We start from the raw sequence: 18,138 nt of genomic DNA, 5'->3' as shown, positions 1-18,138 counted from the left end.
CCTGCTCGCGAAGAGGCCCGTATGGTCTCAGTAACCGTTGGAACCGTAATCAACCTGAAAATCGAATCCAGTCACGCGCTCAACCCCGGTTTCCAAACGCCCATCCGGCAACAACCGCAGCCAGCGATACCCCGGCGCCTGCTCGCCCACTTTGAAGTCCGCACTCCCCGGCTCGAACTGGATGCACGTCGAAGGCGAAGCCATCAAGCGCACGCCATTGCGTTCGCGATCGATTTGCTGATGCACATGCCCCCACAACACCGCGCGAACCTGCGGGAAGCGATCCAGCACTTCGAAGAACGCTTCCGGGTTGCGCAGGCCGATCGGCTCCATCCATGCGCAGCCGATCGACACCGGGTGATGATGCAGGCACACCAGATGATGGCGCTCCGGCGCTTCGCTCAGCGCGCGGGCCAGCAGCTGCAACTGATCATCCTGCAGATAGCCCGGCACCGAACCCGGCACCGCCGAATCCAGCATCGTCACCCGCCAATTGCCAATATCGACCACCGGCTCCAGCAGCGTGCTTTGCACCGCCGCCTCGGCCATGACCATCGGCTCGTCGTGATTGCCGGGAATCCAGCGCGCCGGGGCATTGATCTGCGCGCTCATCTGGCGGAAGGCCTGATACGACTCCAGCGTGCCGTCCTGGGAAATATCTCCGGTCGCCAGCAGCAGATCGATCTGCGCCTGTTGCGCCAACACCAGGTCGATGACCTGTTGCAGGCTCTCGCGGGTCTTCATGCCCAACAGCTTGCTGTGCGCTTCAGCGAACAGGTGGCTGTCGGACAACTGCACCAGCAGCGCCGGGTCGGCGCTGGTAATTGTCGATACGCTGGGCAAAGCGCTCTCCCGGGGCTAGGCACGCAATGGATGGGTGCGGCAATTATGCTGGGGGATGACACAAAGGGGAAACCGCCGAAGCGGACACAGTTCACAACTAGCGAACGACTTCGTACTCGTGCCCCAACGCCAGGCAATGACTCAGCCATTCGCCCAGAAACACATTGAGCTGGGCCTTTTCATCGGGCTGGTGCATGGCGGCGTTCGGATAAGGATAGATGCCGCGAAAGCGTCGTGCATGTTCGGCGCTGACCACTTCGGCCATGCGCGCGTCGTGATAGACCTGCACTTCCAGTTGCGGCACCGGCAACCACGGCAGGCTGTGCTCCTGGCGCACCTGCAAGGTCGTGGTGTACGGGCAGGTCTGCAGCACTTCGAGGGCGAGCACGCCGAGCATCTGCTCGCCCTGGGTCACAGCGATACGCCGCGCCTCGGGTTCGTTGCGCATGTCCGGCAGCAGTCGCATCAGGCGCGCGTAGTTGGCCTCGCAGGCGGCTTGCAGCCCAACGAGGTCAACCCGATAACGATCGCGCAGCTTGTTTACGACCATAGCCCCCTCACTTCGGCGCGGTTCAGCGCCAGCCACTGCAAGGCGATGATGCTCGCCGCGTTGGCAATACGTCCGTCACGCACGGCTTGCAAGGCATCTTCAAAGGCCCACACCGTCACGCGAATGTCTTCGGCCTCTTCTTCCAGCCCGTGCAGCCCGCCGACACCGTCGGTGCTGCAACGCCCCAGATACAAATGCACGAATTCGTTGCTGCCACCCGGCGAGGGGAAATACTTGGTCATCGGCCACAACGCCTTGATGTCCAGCCCAGCTTCCTCCTGCGCCTCGCGGTGAGCAACTTCTTCCGGTTGCTCATCCTTGTCGATCAGACCGGCGACCAGTTCGACCAGCCACGGGTTGTCGGCCTTGCCCATGGCGCCGACACGAAACTGCTCGATCAACACCACTTCATCGCGCTGCGGATCGTAAGGCAGGACGCACACGGCATCGTGGCGCACGAAGATTTCACGATTGATCTCGCGGCTCATGCCACCGGCGAACAACTCATGGCGCAGATGCACACGGTCAAGCTTGTAAAAGCCCTCGTAGCATTTTTCGCGCCGCACGATATCGACGGCGGTCGGTATGGCGTTGGCAAAGTCAGTCATAATCTTCCTCTTTACTGCACATCCATTACGAGGGTGCTGTGTACAACCGGCAACCTCGACTTCGCGCCATCCTAACGCGCCCGTACCGTTTGATGCAGCCCCTTTACCGTCAGCGGGATGGACGGTGAAGCTGAAACACACTCTAATCAGCTTAGTGGCGAACTGACTGCTCCGTTGAGAGTCGAAGCGGTATCTTTTTGCCTTCCCCTGCTTTCGAAAGGACGCCCATGTCGCTTTTCAAAATTGCCTCTGTGGCCGCTATTGCCCTGACTCTGGGCGCTTGTGCCAGCCTGTTCCAGCCCAACTATCGCACGCCGCTGGAAACCACCCGCGACGCCTCGGAACAACTCAAACCCGGCTGTTCCAATCCCGATTGTCCGCTGGTGAACATCGACACCCTGCGCTTCCCGGATGAGCCGGCGCTGGATGGCATCATCGAAAAACGTTTGCTGCAAATGACCCGCACCGAGAAGAACGCGCCGGTAGCGCCAACCCTGGCCGCCTACCGCGAGCAGTTCCTCGCCAGCGCCGGCCCGCGCAACAGCAGCTATCTGCAAGCGAAAGTACGCGAGCAGCATGACGGACTGGTGATCATCGAGCTGTCGAGCTACCTCGATACCGGCGGCGCCCACGGCACTCCGGGTCGCGGTTTCATCAACTATTCGCGCCAGCAGCACAAGGTGCTGAACCTGTCCGACATGTTGCTGCCGGGTCAGGAAGAGGCATTCTGGAAAGCCGCACAAGTGGCGCACAACAGTTGGCTGATCAGTACCAAGCTCGATCAGGAGGCGGAATTCGTCGCGAACTGGCCGTTCGTGAAAACCCCGCACGTGGCGCTGACCTACGGCGGCGTGATCCTCAAGTACGACGTGACCACCATCGCGCCTTATGCGCTGGGCCACGTCGAACTGAAGATTCCTTACCCGCGCCTGAACGGCATTCTCAAGCCTGAGCTGTTTCCCGGCCGTAACTGAAGGCCCGGCCCAGCACTAACTGCAACAGCCCTGCCAGCACCAGCGCCGGCAGGGTTGCGCCGACATCCGGATACAGATTCGCCAGCAAGTGGTAGGTGCTGACTCCACCCAGCCACGCCAGCAACGCCGGCCAGCGCAATGCGGCTGAGGCGACCTGAGCACTGCGTTTGCGCAGGATGAAGTGATCCACCAGCACCACGCCGAACAACGGCGCAAACACCGAGCCGATCAGCAACAGGAAATTCTGGTACTGCGCCAATGGCGCCAGCAGTGCGATCAGCGTGCAGATCACGCCGATGGCCAAGGCCAGATGCTCGACTTTCAGACGCAACAGAATCCCGCTCGATACCGCCGCCGAGTGAATGTCGGCAAAAGCGTTTTCCGACTCGTCGAGCAGAATCAGCAACAGCGGAATGCCCAGACCGGCGCCTGCCAAGGCCAGCAGCAGCGCATTGACTTCGCCGCTCGGCGCGAACGCCAGGGTGTAGGCCACGCCAAGGCTCATCAGCCAGAAGTTACCGATGAAAAAACCCACAGCCGTGCCACCGAAAACATTCTTTGCGCGTTTGCCGAAACGCGAGTAGTCGGCAATCAGCGGCAGCCACGACAGCGGCATGGCGATGGCAATGTCGAAGCCCACCGCGAATGGCATCGAACCGTCACCGGCGCGTGCCCACAACGCCGCGAGGTCGGCTTTGGCGAACAGGTTCCAGGTCAGCCAGAGGCACGCGGCGAGCAACAGCCAGATGCCCCATTTGCGCAGAATCTGCCGCACGAACGTCAACGGCCCACTCACCGCGAGCAAGGTCGCAAGCGCACCGAAGAACAGCGTCCACAGCATCGGACTGGCCCACAGCGAACCTTCGCTGAAGGCGCGGGTGCCGAGCAGGCTGGCGGCATCGCGCATGACGATGATTTCGAACGAGCCCCAGCCGATCAGTTGCAGCAGATTGAGCAGCGCCGGCAGGCTCGCGCCTTTGCTGCCAAGGCTGAGCTTCAGCGCCGCCATCGACGACAGGCCGGTGTCGCTGCCGATCACGCCGACGGCGGCCAGTAACAGCACGCCGACCAGCGTGCCGAGGAAGATCGCCAGCAAAGAACCGGACAGGCCCAGGCCCGGCGCGAGCAATGCGCCGGTCTGCAAAACCATCAGGCCGATGCCGAGGGAGAACCACAGGGAAAACAGATCGCGACCGCCGAACACACGCTTTTCAGCGGGCACGGCGAGGTCGGGGGAATAAGTGCCGGGTTGAATGCTCAAGGGTGTTATCTCAAAGAGGAGCAGGAAAAAGCTGCAAGCGGCAAGCCGCAAGTTAAAAGCGGTACGCGGACCGCTTCTAATCTTGCAGCTTGCCGCTTGCCGCTTGTAACTAGACTTTCTTGTACAGCTGACTGCCTTCCTTCTTGAACCGCTCGGCCTGTTCCGCCAGACCTTTGGCGACGTCCACATCGACCGCGTCGATGCGCTGGTTGGCCGCGTATTCACGGACTTCCTGGGTGATTTTCATCGAGCAGAATTTCGGCCCGCACATCGAACAGAAGTGCGCGACCTTGGCCGAGTCCTTCGGCAGGGTTTCGTCGTGATAGGAGCGCGCGGTGTCCGGATCCAGGCCGAGGTTGAACTGGTCTTCCCAGCGGAATTCGAAACGCGCCTTGCTCAGTGCGTTATCGCGGATCTGCGCGCCCGGGTGCCCCTTGGCCAAGTCCGCTGCGTGCGCGGCGATCTTGTAAGTGATGATCCCGGTTTTCACGTCATCCTTGTTCGGCAGGCCCAAGTGCTCCTTCGGCGTCACGTAGCAGAGCATCGCGCAACCGAACCAGCCGATCATCGCCGCGCCGATACCCGAGGTGATGTGGTCGTAGCCCGGAGCGATGTCGGTAGTCAGCGGGCCGAGGGTGTAGAACGGCGCCTCGTCGCAGCATTCGAGCTGCTTGTCCATGTTCTCTTTGATCAACTGCATAGGCACGTGGCCCGGACCTTCGATCATGCATTGCACGTCATGTTTCCAGGCGATTTTGGTCAGCTCGCCGAGGGTTTCCAGTTCGCCGAATTGCGCTTCGTCGTTGGCGTCGGCAATCGAGCCCGGACGCAGGCCATCGCCCAGCGAGAAGCTGACGTCGTAGGCCTTCATGATTTCGCAGATTTCGTCGAAGTGGGTGTAGAGGAAGTTCTCTTTGTGGTGCGCCAGGCACCACTTGGCCATGATCGAACCACCACGGGAGACGATGCCGGTGACGCGTTTGGCGGTCAGCGGCACGTAACGCAGGAGCACGCCGGCGTGAATGGTGAAGTAGTCGACGCCCTGCTCGGCCTGTTCGATCAGGGTGTCGCGGAACAGCTCCCAGGTCAGGTCTTCAGCGACGCCGTTGACCTTCTCCAGCGCCTGATAGATCGGCACGGTACCGATCGGCACCGGCGAGTTACGGATGATCCACTCACGGGTTTCGTGAATGTGTTTGCCGGTGGACAGGTCCATCACCGTGTCCGAGCCCCAGCGAATGCCCCAGGTCAGTTTCGCCACTTCTTCTTCGATCGAAGAACCCAGGGCGCTGTTGCCGATGTTGCCGTTGATCTTCACCAGGAAGTTACGGCCGATGATCATCGGTTCCAGTTCGACGTGGTTGATGTTGGCGGGAATGATCGCGCGACCGCGAGCGATTTCTTCGCGGACGAATTCAGGGGTGATTTCTTGCGGAATGCTTGCACCGAAGCTGTGGCCGGCATGCTGCTGCTTGAGCAGGCCGGCCGCGCGCGCTTCTTGCAGCTTCATGTTTTCGCGGATGGCGACGTATTCCATCTCGGCGGTGATGATGCCTTTGCGCGCGTAGTGCATCTGGCTGACGTTGGCCCCGGCCTTGGCGCGGCGCGGGTTGTTGACGTGGGCGAAGCGCAGTTTGGTCAGCTCGGCATCGGCCAGACGCTGCTGGCCGAAGTTCGAGCTCAGGCCCGGCAGGCGCTCGGTATCGCCACGGTCATCGATCCACGCTGAACGCACATCGGCCAGACCTTTGCGCACATCGATGACCACGTTCGGATCGGTGTACGGGCCGGAGGTGTCGTAGACCGTGACCGGCGCATTGATCTCGCCGCCGAAATCGGTCGGGGTTACATCGAGGCTGATTTCGCGCATCGGCACGCGGATGTCCGGGCGCGAGCCCTGAACGTAGATTTTTTGCGAACGGGTGAACGGCTTGACCGATTGCTCGTCGACCTTGGCCGAGTCACTCAGGTTGATCGCGTTTTTTTCTTTTGTTGTCATCACGGGCTCTCCAGACAGCATCCAGCAGTGGATTGTCGGAGCAGAACCTGAAAGGCACGGACGCACCAGGACCGGTGCTGTGCATTCGTCATGGCGTTCGATTGTCGAACAATATCCCGGACGAAGCACAAGAGGACTCGCCGGGTGACGAGAAATCTTGTTCCCTACGCAGGCGCTAACCTGATCAGGTTCAACGGGATCCGAAATTATTCGATCTCAGCCTCATAGCAAGGCACCCCGACAAGAACCCGGCCAGTCTAGACACAACCACCGAGGAACGCCAACACCGCAGCGAACGCCATGATGAATGGCGTAAATACCCAGGTTGGCCGATTGTTGCCGGAGCAATGCGCAACTACACTCGCTTGGCCTGCTCAGCCTTGACGCTGTGCGGGCTGCGCCTTACCTTTGGCGCCCGGATTACTTCCATAATATTCATGCTAGGGATCGCCTCATGCTGCGCAAACTTTCATTGGCTGTTGCCGTGTCCTGTGCGTCCAACACAATGGCCTGGGCAGCGGAAGCACCCTTGTCGACCAAAACCGATCTGGTCAGCGTCTATCAGGAAGCGGTCGACAACAACGCCGACCTCGCGGCGGCCCGCGCCCAGTATGGCGCGCAGAAAGAAGTGGTGCCGCAGGCTCGCGCCGGTCTGCTGCCGAACCTGTCCGGTGGCGCCGAAGTCGCCGACGTGCGCACCTCGATCGACCAGCCTTCGGCCATCGCCAACCGCAGCGCGCATTCCTACCAGGCGACACTCGCGCAGCCGCTGTTCCGCGCCGATCGCTGGTTCCAGTATCAAGCAGCCAAAGACGTCAACGAACAGGCCGCGCTGCAACTGTCGGCGACCGAACAGAACCTGATCCTGCAATCGGCCGAAAGCTACTTCAACGTGCTGCGCAGCCAGGACAACCTGGCCTCGACCAAGGCTGAAGAAGCGGCGTTCAAACGTCAGCTCGATCAGTCCAACGAGCGCTTCGATGTCGGCCTCTCGGACAAGACCGACGTGCTGCAATCGCAAGCCAGTTACGACACCGCGCGAGCCAACCGCATCGTCGCCCAGCGTCAGGTCGATGACGCGTTCCAGGCGTTGATCACCCTGACCAACCGTCAGTACAACTCGATTCAGGGCATCGTCCACACGCTGCCGATCCTGCCGCCTTCGCCCAACGACGCGAAATCCTGGGTCGACACAGCGGCGCGGCAGAACCTCAATCTGCTCGCCAGCAACTACGCGGTCAGCTCCGCCGAACAGACGCTCAAGCAGCGCAAGGCCGGCCACCTGCCGACCCTCGACGCCGTGGCGAAATACGAGAAAGGTGACAACGACGCCCTCGGCTTCGCCAACCCCAACTCGTTCGGCGCGCCCTATGGCGGCAACGTCGAGCAGAGCACGCTGGGCCTGCAACTGAACATCCCGATCTACAGCGGCGGCCTGACCAGTTCGCAAGTGCGTCAGTCCTATGCGCAACTGGATCAGAGCGAACAGCAGCGCGAATCGCTGCGCCGGCAAGTGGTGGAAAACACCCGCAATCTGCACCGCGCGGTAAACACCGACGTCGAGCAGGTGCAGGCGCGCCGCCAGTCGATCATCTCCAACCAGAGCGCGGTGGAAGCCACGGAAATCGGTTATCAGGTCGGCACACGCAACATCGTCGACGTGCTCGATGCGCAGCGCCAGCTGTACACCTCGGTGCGCAACTACAACAACACCCGCTACGACTACATCCTCGACAACCTGCGCCTGAAGCAGGCGGCGGGGACGCTGAACCCTGGTGATCTGGAAGATCTGCGGCGCTATCTGAAAGCCGACTACAACCCGGACAAAGATTTCCTGCCGCCGGATCTGGCGTCGGCGGCTGAAGCGCAGCTCAAGGCCCGGCCATAAGCAATCTGGAATGCATCCCCTGTGGCGAGGGGATTTATCCCCGTCCGGCTGCGCAGCAGTCGTAAATCCTGCTTGCCAGATCTGACCGAATCACCGCGCTGAATGGTTTTGGGGCTGCTCCGCAACCCAGCGGGGATAAATCCCCTCACCACAGTAATATTCCAGGCGACTATTGGATCAGCCGCGCCAAGCCATCCAGCCAAAGGCCCGGCCATAAACAATCTGGAATGAAACCCCTGTGGTGAGGGGATTTATCCCCGTCCGGCTGCGCAGCAGTCGTAAATCCTGCTTGCCAGATTTGACTGAATCACCGCGTTGAATGGTTTTGGGGCCGCTTCGCAACCCAGCGGGGATGAATCCCTGTGGTGAGGGGATTTATCCCCGTCCGGCTGCGCAGCAGTCGTAAATCCTGCTTGCCAGATCTGACTGAATCACCGCGCTGAATGGTTTTGGGGCTGCTTCGCAACCCAGCGGGAATGAATCCCTGTGGCGAGGGGATTTATCCCCGTCCGGCTGCGCAGCAGTCGTAAATCCTGCTTGCCAGATTTGACTGAATCACCGCGCTGAATGGTTTTGGGGCTGCTTCGCAACCCAGCGGGGATGAATCCCTGTGGCGAGGGGATTTATCCCCGTCCGGCTGCGCAGCAGTCGTGAATCCTGCTTGCCAGATCTGACTGAATCACCGCGTTGAATGGTCTTGTGGCTGCTTCGCAACCCAGCGGGGATGAATCCCTGTGGTGAGGGGATTTATCCCCGTCCGGCTGCGCAGCAGTCGTGAATCCTGCTTGTCAGATCTGACTGAATGACCGCGCTGAATGGTTTTTGGGCCGCTTCGCAACCCAGCGGGGATGAATCCCCTCGCCACCCTGATATTCCAGGCGACTATTGGATCAGCCGCGCCAAGCCATCCAGCAGCCGCTGCAATGCGCCCTGATTGCGGCGCATCACCGCCAGCCCGGCCTCGGCCATGCGCTGCGCATCACGCGGCAGTTCGAACAAGCGCTGCACCTCGACTGCTAGGCCTTCGGCATCATCCACTTCGGCCAACGCCCCGGCTTCGCGCAATTGCGCGGCGATGTCGAGGAAGTTGAACAAGTGCGGGCCGCTGAGTACCGGTTTCGCCAGCGCGGCGGGTTCGAGCAGGTTGTGCCCGCCATTCGGCACCAGACTGCCGCCGACAAATGCGCTGTCGGCCAGGGCATAGAGAAACAGCAACTCGCCCATGGTGTCGCCGAGCAGCACGCTCGTCTGCGCATCGACATTGGCCCCGGTCGAGCGACGTACCGTGGCGAAACCTTCGCGCTGGCATAGGTCGAACACCGAATTGAAGCGCTCCGGATGACGCGGCACCAGAATCAATAATGCATCCGGATGATTGGCCAACAGGCGACGATGGGCGTCGAGCACCACTTCATCTTCGCCTTCGTGAGTGCTCGCGGCGATCCACACGGGACGATCCTGCGCCTGCCATTGGCTACGCAGATCGGCTGCACGCTGCAACAGTTGCGGATCGATGGTCAGGTCGAACTTGATCGAACCGGTGACCTCGACAGATCCAGGCCGCGCGCCGAGATCGCGGAAGCGCTGGGCCTCGGCTTCGGTCTGCACAGCCAACAGGCTCATCTCGGCAAGCATCGGCGCGGTGAGTTTGCTGAAGCGGCCATAGCCTTTGGCGGAACGCTGCGACAACCGTCCATTGGCCAGCGCCACCGGAATTCCGCGCTTGGCACACTGATGAATGTGGTTGGGCCACAGCTCGGTTTCCATGATCACCGCAAGTTTCGGCTGCACGCGATCAAGAAAACGCGCCGCCGCACAAGGCAAGTCATACGGCAGATAGCAGTGTTGAATGCGCGTTTCGTTGGCGAACAGTGCCTGAATCCGCTCCGAACCGGTCGGGGTCATGCAGGTCACGGTGATCGGCAGCGCCGGATAGCGTTCCAGCAGCGCGCGGATCATCGGCGCGGCGGCAATGCTTTCGCCCACCGATACCGCGTGCACCCAAATGCCGCCGGGCTGCAAGGTCGGCATGCCAAGAGTAAAGCGCTCGCCAATCCGTTTGGCATACGCCGGCGCCTTGCGTGCGCGCAGCCACAGCCGAATCGCCACCAATGGCAGCCCCAGGTAAAACAGCGCGGTGTAGAGAGTTCTATTCATGGCGGCGGAGTTTATCGGCTTTTGTCGCCGATCGCCCGCAAGTGCACGGCAAAACGTTCCGCCAGCCAGCGCGCGGCCGGGCCGAGCGGTTCGTCGCGGCGCCAGACCAGTTCCACCACCAGCGCCGGCGGCGTCCATTCACTGTCGAGCTCAATCATTTGGCCCTGATACGCCGAGTACTGCACAACGTGGCGCGGCAACCACGCCCAGCCGAGATCGCGCACCAGCCATTCGGACATCACGTAAAAGCTGTCGGCGCGCCACACCTGCGGGCTGGCCGGCTCATTGCCGGGATAGACGCTGGTCTGCGTCGACATCAGCAGTTGCCGGTGTTGCGCCAGTTGCTGGCAGGTCACGTAAGCCTGCTGCGCCAGCGGATGATTGACGCCGCAGACCGTGAGCATTTCGACGCGGCCAAGCACGCGCCGCTCAAGGGCTTCGGGGATTTCATCGTGATAGAACAGCAGGCCGAGGTCGGCGCGACGTTCGACCAGTTTGCGTGCGACTTCGCCTTGGGCGGCGCTGGTCAGTTGCACTTCCAGGCTGGGAAACTGCTCGGCCAGTTCACCGAAACTTTCCACCAGCGCCTGATACGGCATCGCCTCGTCCTGAGCCACCCGCAACTGCGCCTCCTGACCGCGCAGCATCGCCATGGCCCTGCCGTTGAGGCGCTCGCACTGGCGCAACACTTCCCGCGCTTCCTCCAGTAACGCCGCGCCCGCCTCGGTGAGCATCGGCTGCCGACCGCTGCTACGTTCGAACAGGCTCACGCCCAAATCCTCTTCGAGCATCGCGACAGCACTGCTGATCGCCGATTGCGCCTTGCGTTGTCGACGTGCCACGGCGGAGAACGAACGCTGTTCGGCGACGTCGACAAATATGCGTAGCTGCTCAAGATTCCATTGCATGCGCGCTCTCAACCCATCTCCAGAACAGATAGGTAATGACTTTACCCCATCTGAGCAATCCCTAGAATGTCACTCCAGCAAGCAATGATTTATTTGAGGATCAAACCATGAACGCCTACGTCTATCTGGCCATCGCCATCTGCGCCGAAGTGATCGCCACCGTTTCGATGAAAGCGGTCAAGGGCTTCAGCACGCCGCTGCCGCTGATTCTGGTGATTGTCGGCTACGGGATCGCATTCTGGATGCTGACGCTGGTGGTGCGCACCGTACCGGTGGGCGTTGCCTACGCGGTCTGGGCGGGGATGGGCATTGTCATGGTCAGCGTCGCCGCTCTGTTCATTTACGGGCAGAAGCTCGACGTACCGGCGATGCTGGGGATGGCGTTGATCGTGCTGGGGGTCGTCGTGATTCAGCTGTTTTCGAAAACCGCCGGGCATTAAAAAGCAGCAGCAAGCTTCAAGCGGCAAGCCGCAAGCATTGCTGATTTGCTGGTCCGGGTTGCAGCTTGCAGCTTGAAGCTTGAAACTTGCGGCTTCTTCAAGCTCCGAGGTCGCTGCATGCCATCCGTTATTTCCACCGACGTTCTGATTGTCGGCGCTGGTGTCGCCGGCCTCTGGCTGAATGCGCGCCTGCGCGGTCAGGGTTTTTCGACCGTGCTGGTGGAAAGCGCCAGCCTCGGTGGCGGGCAGAGCGTGAAGTCCCAGGGCATCATCCACGGCGGTGCCAAGTACGCGCTGCACGGCGCGCTGACCGGGGCCTCGGAAGCCATCGCCGACATGCCGCGCCGCTGGCGCGAGGCGCTGGCCGGTAATGGTGAGCTGGATCTGTCCGGCGTGCGCCTGCTGTCCGAAGCCCATTACCTGTGGTCGCCAGGCACTTTGGCCGGCAATCTGACCAGTTTCTTCGCCAGTAAAGCCGTGCGTGGCCGGGTCGATCAGGTCAAGGGCGATGAACTGCCGCTGGCCCTGCAGGACAAGCGTTTCAAGGGCAAGGTCTATCGCCTCGCCGAACTGGTAGTGGATGTCCCGAGCCTGATCCAGCGTCTGGCCGAGCTGGCCGGTGACGGTCTGCTCGCCGGGCAGGTCATCGAGCCGCTGCTGGAAGCCGGCGTGCTGGTCGGCCTGAAAGTCGACGGCCGTGAGATCCGCGCCCAGCGCATCGTCCTCAGCGCCGGCGCCGGCACAGCCGAATTGCTTGAAGCCTTGGGCCTGAGCCGTCCGGCCATGCAGCGCCGCCCCCTGCACATGATCCTCGCCAAAGGTCCCGGCTTGAAACCGTTGTACGCGCACTGCCTGGGCGGCGGCACCAAGCCGCGCATTACCGTGACCACGCATCCGGCCGCTGACGGCCAGTGGGTCTGGTACATGGGCGGCGACATCGCCGAAAGCGAAGGCGTGGCCCGCGAGCCGGCCGAACAGATCGCCACCGCGCAAAAGGAAATCGCTCAACTGCTGCCGTGGATCGACCTCAGCACCACGCAATGGGCCACCCTGCGCGTCGATCGCGCCGAGCCGCTGCAAACCGGCCTGACCCGCCCGGACAACGCGTTCCTCGCCGAAGAAGGTCGCTTGCTCGTCGGCTGGCCGACCAAACTGGCACTAGCGCCAGACTTCGCCGACCGCGTTATCGCCTCGCTGCAACGCGACGGCATCCAGCCGCAGGCGACCGAGCCGCTGCCGCCGCTGCCGAAACCGCCGCTCGGCGTCCCCGCATGGGAGCAACTGCTGCCATGAGCATTGCCACTCTGCACGACCTGCATCGCCCACTGGGTAGCACCGGCCTGACGGTTTCGCCGCTGGGCCTGGGCACGGTCAAACTCGGCCGCGATCAAGGGGTGAAATACCCCAACGGCTTTCAGATTCCCGGCGATGACGAAGCGCGCATGCTGCTGCGCCAGGCGCGCGATCTGGGCATCAACCTGATCGACACCGCACCGGCCTATGGGCTCAGCGAAGAACGCCTCGGCCCGCTGCTACGCGGCCAGCGACAGGATTGGGTGATTGTCAGCAAGGTCGGCGAGGAGTTTGCCGACGGCCTGTCGCGCCACGACTTCAGCGCTGCGCACACGCGAATGTCGGTCGAGCGCAGCCTGCAACGTCTGGAAACGGATTTTATCGATCTGGTCCTCGTGCACTCGGACGGCAACGACATGGCCATCCTCGAGCGCGAAGAGGTCTACGCCACCCTCGCGGCCCTGAAGGCCGAGGGCAAGATTCGCGGCTTCGGGTTTTCCGGGAAAACCGTCGAAGGCGGCTTGAAAGCGCTGGAGCAAGGCGACTGCGCGATGGTCACCTACAATCTGAACGAACAAAACGAAAAGGCGGTCATTGACTATGCTGCTGCCCACGGCAAAGCCATTCTGGTGAAAAAAGCCCTGGCCAGCGGTCATGTCTGTCTGAGTCCGGGAGTCGATCCGGTGCGCGCCAGCTTCGAGTTGCTGTTCACTCATCCCGGCGTTGCCAGTGCTATTGTCGGCACGATCAATCCGCTGCACCTCGCCCATAACGTTGCGACCGTTGCCCAGGTCCTGCGTAGTCACTGACGCCGCCCCGCGGCCTTAAGCCAGGAGCCGATATGCCGCGCACGCTCATCCGCAAGAACCCGAGCAACTTCAAGACGCTGCCGCTGTTCGTCGAAGCCACGCCCGAAGGCCTGAGCTATCAGAGCGTCGGCATGCCGCTGAACTTCGCCCAGACCCTGCAACGGCGTAAACCGGTCAGCGTCGCCGACAGCGAGCGCTTCGCCCTGGAACTGGCCAACCTCGGCGTGTCCGTGCGCCTGACCCTGCATTGGCAGAACCGTGATTACTGGGTGCTGGTGCGCCAGCGTCGGCAGGATCGCGGCGACGTGGTACTGAAGCTGATTTCCGGCTACGTGCCGGCCCATGAGCTGAATATTCCGCTGCACACGGCGATTCAGGAAATTGCCGAAGAGTGCCTGCTGGAAACCCCGGAAGGCTGGCTCGGCGGGCGTTTCAACGAGACTTGGCTGCCGGCGCCCTACTCCGCTGCGCTGCATTACCGTGAGGCGTTGCCGTTTCGCCTGACGCCGTTGTCCGGTTCGGCGCGTCCGGTGCGCTGCGCCAACCTGCAATTGCTGGAGCGACCAAGGGCGTACGTGCATCTGCCGACGGCGTCCCTGCAATTGATCTATGACTTGCGCCTGGACGTGCCCAAGGAGGCGAAGTCCTTGAGCCTGTTTCATGTCGACGAGCGTCTGGAAGGCGATCAACTGGTGGCGCGGCTCGATCGCAAACGGCCAGACCTGTACTTGATGCCATTGCACGACGGCCAGCCGCTGCCCGAGTTGTACACCCTGAAAAAGGATCAACTGTATCCGGCGAGTACGCGCGGTCTGTATCTGGCCGAAAGCTTCGCACGACAGGATGGCTGGCTGGTGCGCGATGAGCGGATTCGCTGGAAGGACTGGTTGCGCCAACAGGGTCTGACGCCACCCGAGAAGGCTACTGGACTGGCACGCCTGCGCGGCAAGGCCAGGCAGCTGCTGAAGAAAATCGTACCGCGCAAGAAAGTGAATTCCTGAAAAGCAAAAAGATCGCAGCCTGCGCCAGCGCCTGAACAGAATTGTGCAGGCGCTGGCGCAGGCTGCGATCTTTTGAGCTTATTGGCCGCGGATCTTTTCCACGATCGCTGTCGTCGAGCTGTTTTCCACCAGCCCCAGCACTTTCACGGTGCCGCCGTAGGCGGTGACGATATCCGCGCCGACCACCTGATCAATTCCGTAATCGCCGCCCTTGACCAGCACGTCCGGCTTGACCTCGCGCAGCAGGTTTTCCGGTGTGCCTTCAGAGAAACTGATCACCCAGTCCACCGCGCCGAGACCGGCGAGTACCGCCATGCGGCGATCCACGCTATTGATCGGCCGGCCCGGGCCTTTCAGGCGGCTGACCGAGGCGTCATCGTTGACCGCCACGATCAGACGGTCGCCCTGAGCGCGGGCCTGTTCCAGATAGGTCACGTGGCCGGCATGCAGGATATCGAAGCAGCCATTGGTGAAAACAATCCGCTCGTTGTGCGCACGGGCATCGTCAACCGCCAGCAGCAGCTGCTCAAGTCCCAGCACGCCTCGCTCCGAACCTTCTTCGCGCTGAATGGCGCGGCGCAGTTCCGGGGCGCTGATCGCTGCGGTACCCAACTTGCCGACGACGATGCCTGCTGCCAGATTGGCCAGCGCCACGGCGTGCGGCAGTTCTTCGCCTGCGGCAATGGCCGCGGCCAGGGTCGAAATCACCGTATCGCCGGCACCGGTCACGTCGAACACTTCGCGGGCGCGGGCCGGCAGATGCAACGCCGGATGATCCGGACGCAGCAAGGTCATGCCGTGTTCACCACGGGTCACCAGCAGCGCGCCGAGGTCGAGCTCCTGCATCAGTACGGCGCCCTTGCTCACCAGTTCGTGCTCATCGGCGCAACCACCGACGATGGTTTCGAACTCGCTGAGATTCGGTGTGATCAGGCTGGCACCGCGGTAGATCGAAAAGTCCTTGCCCTTCGGATCAGCCAATACCGGTATACCTTTGGCACGGGCGGCCTGGATGAGGGCCTGGTGATTTTTCAGTGCGCCTTTACCGTAATCCGACAACACCAGCACCTTGATGCCTTCAAGCAACCCGTCAACCTGCGCGGCCAGTGCCAGCGCATCGGTGGCGAACACTTCTTCGAAATCGATACGCAACAGTTGCTGGTGCCGGCTCATGACCCGCAGCTTGACGATAGTCGGCTGGTGCGCGATGCGCTGAAACAAGGCGCGCACGCCGGCGCCCTTGAGACTGTTGCTCAGGCTGTCGGCGGCTTCGTCATCGCCGGTCACGCCCACCAGCGACGCCGGCGCGCCCAGCGCGGCGATGTTGAGCGCAACGTTGGCGGCACCGCCCGGGCGATCCTCGATCTGCTCGACCTTGACCACCGGCACCGGCGCTTCAGGAGAAATCCGTGAGGTTCCGCCATGCCAGTAACGGTCGAGCATGACATCGCCGACCACCAAGACAGGGGCTTGATCGAATCGCGGCATCGACAATTTCATGGAGCAACCCACATACAAAATGAACAGGGGCGCGATATTAACAGGATCGCGCGCGCCGGGAATACACGAGGGTGAGGCTGGCCCACCCTCATCTGCAGATCAGGCAATGTCTTCAGCCGGGGCATCCAGCCCCATCGCGTGCAGACGCGCGTAATAGCCATTATGAGCAAGCAGTTGGGCATGAGTGCCGCGTTCGACGATCTCGCCCTGATCCATGACGAGGATCAGATCGGCCTTCTCGATGGTCGACAAACGGTGGGCAATCACCAGCGTGGTGCGGCCTTTCATGACATGGTCGAGTGCCGCCTGAATGTGCCGCTCGGACTCGGTATCAAGGGCCGAAGTCGCTTCGTCGAGGATCAACAGCGGGGCGTTTTTCAGCAAGGCTCGGGCAATCGCCAGACGCTGACGCTGTCCGCCAGACAACAGCACACCGTTCTCGCCGACCTGGGTATCCAGGCCTTGAGGCATCTGCGCGATGAAGTCCATGGCAAATGCATCCCTGGCGGCTTTCTCGATATCTTCGCGAGGCGCGCCTGCCAGATCGCCGTAAGCGATGTTGTTGGCGATCGTGTCGTTGAACAGCGTCACGTGCTGGGTCACTTGCGCTACATGGCGGCGCAGATTGCGCAGACGATAGTCCTCGATTTCGACATCATCGAGCAGGATTTCGCCGGTCTCGTGGTGATAGAAGCGCGGAATGAGACTGGCCAGCGTCGATTTGCCGCTGCCGGAACGCCCGACCAGGGCGATCATCTGACCTGGCGACGCGGTGAAGCTGATGTTTTTCAGCACTTCCCGTTCAGTGCCCGGGTAAGTGAAGCTGAGGTTGTTCACCGCCAGATGGCCACTGACCCGATCACGCTCGATCGTGCCGGTATCGATTTCCGGTTCAACGTCGAGTTGCTCGAAAATGCTTTCAGCACCGGCCACACCTTTCTGAATGGTCGAGCTGACTTCGGACAATTGCCGGATCGGTTTGGGCAGCAAACCGGCAGCCGTAATGTACGCGACCAGATCACCGGCCGTTGCATCACCGCGCAGGAACAACACCAGGAACATCAACACCGCCATGGCGGTGTAGATCACCAGCTGCAGCATCGGCGTATACACCGCGCCGGTCTTGGTCATGCGCAACTGTTTGTCGGTGTTGCTCTGGCTGGCCGCCGCAAAACGCTGCTGCTCATAAGCCTCGCCACCAAAACTGCGCACGACCCGATAGCCTTGAATGGTTTCGGAGGCGACATGGGTGACATCGCCCATTGCCACTTGAATCTTCTTGCTCTGCTTGCGGAATTTCTTGCTGGTGTTGCCGACCATGAACGCGATCACGGGCAGAATTGCCAGCATCACCAGAGTCAGCTTCCAGTTCATCCACAGCAGATAGGCGAACAGGAAAACCACGGTCAGGCCTTCGCGGATCACCACTTTGATGGCATCCGTGGCGGCGCCGGTGACCATGGTCACGTTGAAGGTGATGCGCGAGATCAGATGACCCGAGTTATGGGTATCGAAATAGCGATTGGGCAGTACCAACAGCTTGTTGAACAGTTCGATACGCAGGTCATGCACCAGCCCCAACGAAACCCTCGCCAGGTAATAGTTGCCGAGAAACGAGCCGAGGCCTTGCCACGCTGCGATCAGGATGATCAGCAACGGCACAGCCATCAGCAATTGCACGTCTCGCAGATAGGGAACGTTGGGGAAGAGCACCGCTTCAGGGTTGCTCAGGCCATCGACAAAATACTTGAGAATCCCGGCCAGCATTGGTTGCGTGGAAGCAAAGATCACGAAGCCCACGATACTCAGCAGGAAAAGACCGATATAGGGTTTTACGTACCCCAACAGCCGAAAGTAGATTTTCAGGCTGGATTCCTGTTCCGCTTTGGGCGGTGCGTCAGTCATCG

15 protein-coding genes and 1 riboswitch are annotated in these 18,138 nt (G+C 61.5%); of the genes, 6 read left to right on the top strand and 9 right to left on the bottom strand.

What is annotated here, in order from left to right; translation table 11 throughout:
* Positions 1 to 27 precede the first annotated feature (27 nt).
* The 3 genes from cpdA to KVG87_RS13715 all read right to left on the bottom strand — a co-directional run bounded on the left by cpdA (position 28) and on the right by KVG87_RS13715 (position 2,001).
* Entirely contained in the window at positions 28 to 843 is an 816-nt protein-coding gene (cpdA, locus tag KVG87_RS13725; protein WP_217851155.1) for a 3',5'-cyclic-AMP phosphodiesterase, read from the bottom strand.
* 97 nt (positions 844 to 940) lie between these two features.
* A complete protein-coding gene (locus KVG87_RS13720) occupies positions 941 to 1,393 on the bottom strand; it encodes a DUF1249 domain-containing protein (RefSeq protein WP_016771972.1) in 453 nt (150 codons plus the stop codon).
* Positions 1,384 to 2,001: an NUDIX domain-containing protein gene (locus tag KVG87_RS13715; RefSeq protein WP_024011344.1), complete on the bottom strand. Its 618-nt coding sequence runs from the start codon at positions 1,999 to 2,001 to the stop codon at positions 1,384 to 1,386. Before KVG87_RS13715 ends, KVG87_RS13720 begins: the two co-directional genes overlap by 10 nt.
* A gap of 227 nt (positions 2,002 to 2,228) precedes the next feature.
* Between KVG87_RS13715 and KVG87_RS13710 the strand changes: the two genes are divergently transcribed.
* Complete coding sequence (locus tag KVG87_RS13710) at positions 2,229 to 2,975, top strand: RsiV family protein (protein WP_016771974.1); 747 nt, start codon at positions 2,229 to 2,231, stop codon at positions 2,973 to 2,975.
* Here the strand turns inward: KVG87_RS13710 and cytX are convergent.
* Together cytX and thiC are read right to left on the bottom strand one after the other, a co-directional pair.
* Positions 2,944 to 4,236 carry a putative hydroxymethylpyrimidine transporter CytX gene (gene cytX / locus KVG87_RS13705; protein WP_217851153.1) on the bottom strand — a complete coding sequence of 431 codons (1,293 nt, stop codon included), beginning with the start codon at positions 4,234 to 4,236 and terminating at the stop codon, positions 2,944 to 2,946. The two genes, KVG87_RS13710 and cytX, sit on opposite strands and share 32 nt — an antisense overlap.
* A gap of 109 nt (positions 4,237 to 4,345) precedes the next feature.
* Positions 4,346 to 6,235, bottom strand: coding sequence for a phosphomethylpyrimidine synthase ThiC (gene thiC, locus KVG87_RS13700; RefSeq protein WP_041477643.1), 1,890 nt, complete (start codon positions 6,233 to 6,235; stop codon positions 4,346 to 4,348).
* A 144-nt stretch (positions 6,236 to 6,379) separates the two neighbouring features.
* A riboswitch (TPP riboswitch) is annotated at positions 6,380 to 6,485 on the bottom strand.
* 204 nt (positions 6,486 to 6,689) lie between these two features.
* Here thiC and KVG87_RS13695 point away from each other — a divergent pair.
* A complete protein-coding gene (locus KVG87_RS13695; protein WP_122707700.1) occupies positions 6,690 to 8,123 on the top strand; it encodes a TolC family outer membrane protein in 1,434 nt (477 codons plus the stop codon).
* An 882-nt stretch (positions 8,124 to 9,005) separates the two neighbouring features.
* Here the strand turns inward: KVG87_RS13695 and waaA are convergent.
* Both waaA and KVG87_RS13685 read right to left on the bottom strand, forming a co-directional pair.
* Positions 9,006 to 10,280 carry a lipid IV(A) 3-deoxy-D-manno-octulosonic acid transferase gene (waaA, locus tag KVG87_RS13690; protein WP_217851151.1) on the bottom strand — a complete coding sequence of 425 codons (1,275 nt, stop codon included), beginning with the start codon at positions 10,278 to 10,280 and terminating at the stop codon, positions 9,006 to 9,008.
* A gap of 11 nt (positions 10,281 to 10,291) precedes the next feature.
* A complete protein-coding gene (locus KVG87_RS13685; protein WP_217851149.1) occupies positions 10,292 to 11,188 on the bottom strand; it encodes a LysR family transcriptional regulator in 897 nt (298 codons plus the stop codon).
* Between the two features lie 107 nt (positions 11,189 to 11,295).
* On the opposite strand from KVG87_RS13685, the gene KVG87_RS13680 reads away from it, so the two are divergent.
* The 4 genes from KVG87_RS13680 (at position 11,296) to KVG87_RS13665 (ending at position 14,731) form a co-directional block, all read left to right on the top strand.
* Positions 11,296 to 11,628: a DMT family transporter gene (locus KVG87_RS13680; RefSeq protein WP_016771980.1), complete on the top strand. Its 333-nt coding sequence runs from the start codon at positions 11,296 to 11,298 to the stop codon at positions 11,626 to 11,628.
* 117 nt (positions 11,629 to 11,745) lie between these two features.
* Positions 11,746 to 12,921, top strand: a complete 1,176-nt coding sequence (locus KVG87_RS13675; protein WP_217851147.1) for an NAD(P)/FAD-dependent oxidoreductase — start codon at positions 11,746 to 11,748, stop codon at positions 12,919 to 12,921.
* A complete protein-coding gene (locus tag KVG87_RS13670) occupies positions 12,918 to 13,730 on the top strand; it encodes an aldo/keto reductase (RefSeq protein ID WP_217851144.1) in 813 nt (270 codons plus the stop codon). Before KVG87_RS13675 ends, KVG87_RS13670 begins: the two co-directional genes overlap by 4 nt.
* A 32-nt stretch (positions 13,731 to 13,762) precedes the next feature.
* Complete coding sequence (locus KVG87_RS13665) at positions 13,763 to 14,731, top strand: hypothetical protein (protein ID WP_041477637.1); 969 nt, start codon at positions 13,763 to 13,765, stop codon at positions 14,729 to 14,731.
* 78 nt (positions 14,732 to 14,809) lie between these two features.
* Here KVG87_RS13665 and hldE read toward each other — a convergent pair whose 3' ends face one another.
* Together hldE and msbA are read right to left on the bottom strand one after the other, a co-directional pair.
* Positions 14,810 to 16,231, bottom strand: coding sequence for a bifunctional D-glycero-beta-D-manno-heptose-7-phosphate kinase/D-glycero-beta-D-manno-heptose 1-phosphate adenylyltransferase HldE (gene hldE, locus KVG87_RS13660; protein ID WP_041477636.1), 1,422 nt, complete (start codon positions 16,229 to 16,231; stop codon positions 14,810 to 14,812).
* 99 nt (positions 16,232 to 16,330) lie between these two features.
* Positions 16,331 to 18,136, bottom strand: a complete 1,806-nt coding sequence (gene msbA / locus KVG87_RS13655) for a lipid A export permease/ATP-binding protein MsbA (protein ID WP_016771984.1) — start codon at positions 18,134 to 18,136, stop codon at positions 16,331 to 16,333.
* Positions 18,137 to 18,138: the final 2 nt, after the last annotated feature.

This window comes from Pseudomonas siliginis (assembly GCF_019145195.1).
GTDB lineage: Bacteria > Pseudomonadota > Gammaproteobacteria > Pseudomonadales > Pseudomonadaceae > Aquipseudomonas > Aquipseudomonas siliginis.
This window is presented reverse-complemented; position numbering and strand designations above follow the sequence as displayed.

What these genes read in the sequence shown, in the direction of transcription:
- KVG87_RS13720 (WP_016771972.1), bottom strand. Translation starts at nt 1,393, where the DNA reads ATGGTCGTAAACAAGCTGCGCGATCGTTATCGGGTTGACCTCGTTGGG.
- KVG87_RS13715 (WP_024011344.1), bottom strand. Translation starts at nt 2,001, where the DNA reads ATGACTGACTTTGCCAACGCCATACCGACCGCCGTCGATATCGTGCGG.
- KVG87_RS13710 (WP_016771974.1), top strand. Translation starts at nt 2,229, where the DNA reads ATGTCGCTTTTCAAAATTGCCTCTGTGGCCGCTATTGCCCTGACTCTG.
- thiC (WP_041477643.1), bottom strand. Translation starts at nt 6,235, where the DNA reads ATGACAACAAAAGAAAAAAACGCGATCAACCTGAGTGACTCGGCCAAG.
- KVG87_RS13695 (WP_122707700.1), top strand. Translation starts at nt 6,690, where the DNA reads ATGCTGCGCAAACTTTCATTGGCTGTTGCCGTGTCCTGTGCGTCCAAC.
- waaA (WP_217851151.1), bottom strand. Translation starts at nt 10,280, where the DNA reads ATGAATAGAACTCTCTACACCGCGCTGTTTTACCTGGGGCTGCCATTG.
- KVG87_RS13685 (WP_217851149.1), bottom strand. Translation starts at nt 11,188, where the DNA reads ATGCAATGGAATCTTGAGCAGCTACGCATATTTGTCGACGTCGCCGAA.
- KVG87_RS13680 (WP_016771980.1), top strand. Translation starts at nt 11,296, where the DNA reads ATGAACGCCTACGTCTATCTGGCCATCGCCATCTGCGCCGAAGTGATC.
- KVG87_RS13675 (WP_217851147.1), top strand. Translation starts at nt 11,746, where the DNA reads ATGCCATCCGTTATTTCCACCGACGTTCTGATTGTCGGCGCTGGTGTC.
- KVG87_RS13670 (WP_217851144.1), top strand. Translation starts at nt 12,918, where the DNA reads ATGAGCATTGCCACTCTGCACGACCTGCATCGCCCACTGGGTAGCACC.
- KVG87_RS13665 (WP_041477637.1), top strand. Translation starts at nt 13,763, where the DNA reads ATGCCGCGCACGCTCATCCGCAAGAACCCGAGCAACTTCAAGACGCTG.
- hldE (WP_041477636.1), bottom strand. Translation starts at nt 16,231, where the DNA reads ATGAAATTGTCGATGCCGCGATTCGATCAAGCCCCTGTCTTGGTGGTC.
- msbA (WP_016771984.1), bottom strand. Translation starts at nt 18,136, where the DNA reads ATGACTGACGCACCGCCCAAAGCGGAACAGGAATCCAGCCTGAAAATC.